We start from the raw sequence: 3,019 nt of genomic DNA on the forward strand, positions 1-3,019 counted from the left end.
GCGGTTGATCCTGAATGGATGGCGGAAGTAAAGGATCTGTTGGGAGATAAATGGCATAATCCTTCAGAAGCCCCCGTGCCTCCTTATTTACCTGATAATAAAACTACCCGGGAGAATATTGCCTTGCATTACGATAATATTACTTATACGGATAGTTTATCCGGCATTGTTTTGGATAAACTTGAAGAGGCAGGGCTGGCAGAAAACACCATTGTTTTTTTCTGGGGGGATCACGGCTGGGGTTTGCCACGAGGTAAAAGGTGGCTTTACGAGTCGGGTGTAAAAGTACCTTTCGTCATAAGGGTGCCTGATAAATATGAACATTTATTAAGAGACGGACAAAAACCTGGCACAAAAACCGATGAATTGGTTTCATTTGTGGATTTTGCTCCTACCATGTTATCTTTGGCCGGTATTTCTATCCCTGATTATATGCAAGGTCAGGCCTTTTTGGGGAAACATAAAAAACCACCCCGGGACTATGTATATGTTTATCGCGACCGTGCGGATGAAACTTATGATAAGATGCGGGGTGTGATTACAAAAGATTTTCTGTATTTACGCAACTACAGGCCATATCTCCCTTATGTCCAAACCATCAGGACTATGGAAACCCACCCTGTAATGCAGGATCTACGGGAGATGCATAAAGGAAATCAGCTAAGTGAAGCCCAAAGCAAATTTTTCCAATATCCCAGGCCTGTTGAAGAATTGTATGATTTGGAAAGTGATCCGCATAACCTGAATAACCTGGCAGAAAACAGCGACTATGAGAATAAATTGGAAAAGTTAAGGGCAAAGCACCTGGAATGGATGAGAAGCATCAACGATGTGGGATTAATTCCTGAGCCCATATTTGACATAATGAAATGGCCTGAAGGCAAATGGCAAAGAACAGGAAAACCCTATTTTGAGTCGGAATACAGAAATTATATGGACGGTGGAAATATCGAAATGTCCATTAAATGTCCCACACCGGAGGCTTCCATTGTATGGAAATACGCGGGAAGCGACTCCTGGCGTCTCTATGATGATCAGCCGATTGTGGTGGGCCCTGATCAGACGTTACAGGCCAAGGCCAGCCGTTTGGGATTTTATACCAGTAAGGTGGCGTCGTATCAACTGGGAGATCCGTTGACCAAAACCAAAGACCCGGCTGCAAATCATATACCATGGCAGAAAAAGGTTGACGACCAGTTGATCAATAAGATCCTGGAGGTAAAGTCACTGGATTATCAAGAGGAAGATAACCTGAAAACATATTACCAATATCTGGATTCCGAAGAAGCAACAGTTCGCTATTGGGCTACCATGGGCATCCGGAATCACAGCAATACGGAAGAAGAAATCAGCAAGGCCACGGACCAATTCCTGGCACTGACACAGGATGAGTCTTATGCAGTAAGGATAGAAGCAGCTCATGGACTTTGCAAGTGGGGTAATTATGATGTAGGTTTGTCTGTTTTAAGAAACGCACTGGATCACCGCCAGGAAGCCGTCCGGGTTTATGCGTTAAATGTACTGGATAAAATGGGTGAAAAGCCCCGGAAGATTTTACCATTTCCTAAAATTCCACTGGGTACCGGAAGTGAATATTCACACAGACTCTATTCACGGATATTTAAGCGTTTAGGCATAACGCCCGAGGAACTGGATTATGCCACCCCTGACCAGGTTCAGAATATTCGAAATACTTACAATACTATCGTTTTAGATAATTTGTGGGATTATAACTTTAAATAGTTTCTTTTCTTTAATTTTTGGGTTTGGGTTAGGTTGAGAACCTCCTTTCTTATAACTGGAAAGGGGGTTTTCTTTTTTTGAAGATGTAATTCAAAGCCACATAGAAAACAAAATTCGTCTTTATCCGTGCATCCGTGGCTTCCAGTAACTCCGGATTGATTTGTAATGTTTTGATGAAACCGATCTTTTTTTTATATTTGAGTAGGGTCTAAAAAGGTTTTTTTTCGCCACCAAAACACCAAAACACGAACGTTTACCTTCACGAACAGGATGTGGGAGGGTAAGCGGGTGTGAGTAAATTCCACTAAAAATAATATACTGGAAATCTGTTTTTTGTGGTTTTTTAGTGTTTTAGAGTTTTAGTGGCAATCTATTCTTTTTACCCTTTCTTGACTGAACTCATATTTATCGAATAAAACCAACCGGGATATAAAAAAACATAAATTATTAATACAATGAAAAACAGCACATTACTACTTACAGGTTTATACTCTATTGGGGCATTGGCATCCTGCCAGCAGGAAGAAACAAAAAAAGACTTTCCCAATATCGTCATCATTTTTGCCGATGACATGGGATATGGCGATGTTTCCGGGTTAAATCCGGAGGCAAAAACCTACACACCGGCCATTGATGGCCTAATTGAGGACGGACTCACATTTACAGAAGCCCATGCAAGTGCATCCGTGAGCACCCCTTCACGATACGGCCTGTTAACCGGGCGTTATGCATTCCGCAACAAGATAAACGGTGGGAATGTGAATGGATTTGGACCTTCAGTATTTGAACAGGAACGGAGAACAATGGCCCATTTGCTGAATGACGCAGGTTACACCACAGCCTGTGTGGGTAAGTGGCATCTCGGGTTCGACTGGCAGACGGACCCTGAAGGAGAAGTACCCCGCCAAAACCCACAAACCAACTATTCCAATGTGGACTATTCAAAACCCATCGAACAGGGTCCCAATGTTTTCGGTTTTGATTATTCTTTCATACATCCCGCTTCCCTGGATATTCCTCCATATCTATTCCTGGAGGACCACCAGGCCATTGATGATGAGATGATATTGTCATCCGATGTGTATCCCCTGAGACTTGAAGACACAGAATACGCCTGGGATAAAAAGCACACCCAGGAAGATGATATTTATTGGGATAAAGGGGTATGGTGGCGCGATGGCGAGATGGCAAAATCATTCAGAATAGAAGATTGTCAGGGAGACATTGTGGATGAAGGCATACAGTTTATAGAGCGTCAGAAAAACAATAACAAGGA

The 3,019-nt window shown here is 42.6% G+C and carries 2 protein-coding genes; both read left to right on the plus strand.

What is annotated here, in order from left to right; translation table 11 throughout:
- Positions 1-1,743 (plus strand): sulfatase-like hydrolase/transferase (locus KGY70_20040; GenBank protein ID MBS3777497.1); only part of this gene is annotated, 1,743 nt, incomplete at its 5' end.
- Positions 1,744-2,198: 455 nt separating this feature from the next.
- The coding region (locus KGY70_20045) for a sulfatase-like hydrolase/transferase (GenBank protein MBS3777498.1) at positions 2,199-3,019 on the plus strand (821 nt) is incomplete at its 3' end.

This window comes from Bacteroidales bacterium (assembly GCA_018334875.1).
GTDB lineage: Bacteria > Bacteroidota > Bacteroidia > Bacteroidales > UBA12077 > JAGXLC01.